Origin of the sequence: Neoaquamicrobium sediminum, assembly GCF_040970315.1 — a bacterium.
In the GTDB taxonomy this organism is placed as follows: domain Bacteria; phylum Pseudomonadota; class Alphaproteobacteria; order Rhizobiales; family Rhizobiaceae; genus Aerobium; species Aerobium sediminum.
The window spans coordinates 1-2308 of record NZ_JAZHFV010000030.1 but is presented as its reverse complement, the minus strand read 5'-3'; the positions used below and the strand labels follow the sequence as shown (position 1 = coordinate 2308).

Below are 2308 nucleotides of genomic sequence, written 5' to 3'. Positions count from 1 at the left end.
TGTCAACGGCGGAGCAAAAACCGGCCATTGGGCGGCGCAAAACCAGGCCACTGGCGCTGCTGCGAGCGGGGAACGTCGGGAGGGCGTAGCCCGACCAGAGTTTTCCGCTCGCAGCAGCGGCGATCTTATTGGTGAGGGTTGGCGGTTTTTCGTGCCCGGCTTTGCGCGAGGCGATAGCTGTCGCCGTTCATCTCGAGGATGCTGGCGTGGTGGGTCAGCCGGTCGAGGAGTGCGCCTGTGAGGCGCTCGGAACCGAAGGTTTGGGTCCATTCGTCGAAGGGCAGATTGCTGGTGATCAGGGTGGAGCCACGCTCGTAACGCTGCGAGATCAGCTCGAACAACAGCTCGGCGCCGGTTTTGGAGAGCGGCACGAAGCCCAGCTCGTCGATGATGAGCAGCTTGTAGCCCGCCATCTGCTTCTGGAAGCGCAGAAGACGGCGTTCGTCGCGCGCCTCCATCATCTCGCTGACGAGCGCGGCCGCTGTGGTGAAGCCGACGGACAATCCCTTCTGGCAGGCCGCCAGGCCGAGGCCGATCGCGACGTGGGTCTTGCCCGTGCCGCTGGGGCCGAGCGCGATGACGTTCTCGCGGCGCTCGATCCATTCGCACCGCGCCAGTTCCAGCACCAGCATCTTGTTGAGCTTCGGGATGGCGGCGAAGTCGAAGCTGTCGAGGCTTTTTGCGGCGGGGAACTTTGCCGCCTTGATGCGGCGTTCGACCATCCGCCGTTCCCGATCGATCAGTTCCAGCTCGACCAGCCGGGCAAGGTAGCGGACATGATCCACGCCCTCGACCGCACATTGCCGGGCAAGTTTGTGGTGCTCACGCAGGAAGGTCGGCAGCTTCAAGGTCTTGAGGTGGTGGGCGAGCAGGAGTTCTGGAGCATCGCTGCTCATGCCGGTTCCTCCTTACGGTCCAGCAGGCGCATATAGGCCTTGGCCGACGTCTTCTCGACAGTGGCTCTGGGCAGATAGGGATAGATGTCGAGGTCCAGCTTTGGTGGCCTGCGTTCGGCCCGGCACAGGACGAGGTGCTTCACGGCGTCGAAGCTGATGGCGCCCAGATGCAGCGCCTGCTTCACGGCTGCGTGCAGATCGGCCAGATCGAAGCTTTCCATCAGGCGCAGCACCTGCACATAGGCGCGCCGGCCCTGCTTGCCCATCCGTGCTTCCATGAGGCGGCGCAGTGTCGTGAACGCCTCCGGCAATTCCCAGCCCTGTAGCGGTGCCGCCTGGTCGAGCGCGTTGATCTTCTGCTCGATCAGCGGCAGGTAATGCAGTGGATCGAAGACAACCTCCTCGCGCTCATAGCTGCGCGGATGACGGGCAATGATCCCCCCGCCGCAGCCAATCACCACCTCGCCGACATAGCCACGGATCCAGACGTCCTGGTGGCCGTAGGCGACCGGGACGGAGTAGTCGTTGGTCCTGTAGCGCACCAGCGCCTGCGAAGTGACCCGACCGCTGGCATGGTCGCAAGCATCGAAGGGTGATGCCGGCAGTGGGCGCATCGCCACCAGATCGCGCAGCAAGCGTTCGCCGATCGTCTCGCTCTCGCCGCGCAGCCGGTCACCCTGGCGCTTGCGGCACTGCTCCTCGAGCCACAGATTGAACTCGTCCCACGATGCAAAGTGCGGAATCGGCACCATGAAGTTGCGGCGCACATAGCCGACCAGACCTTCGACGCTGCCCTTGTCATTGCCCTTGCCGGGGCGGCCGTAACGATCCCGGATCAGATAGTGGGACAGGAAGCCGCTGAACAGCGTTGCCCGCTTGCGCGTGCCGTCGGGCAGGATCTTCGCCACCAGGCAGCGGTCGTTGTCGTAGACAATCGACTGCGGCACGGCGCCGAAGAAGGCGAACGCATGGATATGGCCGTCCACCCACGCTTCGGCCACCGCCGCAGGATAGGCGCGCACATAGCAGGCATCGCTGTGCGGCAGATCGAGCACGAAGAAGTGCGCCTTCTGCTCAACGCCGCCGATGACAACGACAGCCTCCCCGAAGTCGGCCTGTGCGTGCCCCGCCGGGTGCGCCAGCGGCACGAACATCTCCTGGCCGCGCAGATCCCGCTTGCGCATATAGTCCTTGATGATCGTGTAGCCGCCGGCAAACCCGTGCTCGTCGCGCAGCCGGTCGAACACCCGCTTGGCCGTATGGCGCTGCTTGCGCGGGACCGCACGGTCCGCATCAAGCCACCGATCGATGACCGCGATGAACGCGTCCAGCTTCGGACGCCGAACCGGAGCCTGCCGCCGATAGCCCGGCGGAACCGAATACGCCATCATCTTGCGAACCGTGTCGCGCGA

General features: G+C 64.7%; 2 protein-coding genes. Both read right to left on the bottom strand.

Going from position 1 to position 2308, the window contains the following annotated elements; translation table 11 throughout:
• Nucleotides 1-125: 125 nt before the first annotated feature.
• The gene (gene istB / locus V1479_RS26090) at nt 126-896 is read right to left on the bottom strand and encodes an IS21-like element helper ATPase IstB (protein ID WP_368805376.1); all 771 of its coding nucleotides are present in this window, start codon (nt 894-896) and stop codon (nt 126-128) included.
• A partial coding sequence (gene istA / locus V1479_RS26085) for an IS21 family transposase (protein WP_368805375.1) occupies nt 893-2308 on the bottom strand: 1416 nt, incomplete at its 5' end. The genes istB and istA, both read right to left, overlap by 4 nt.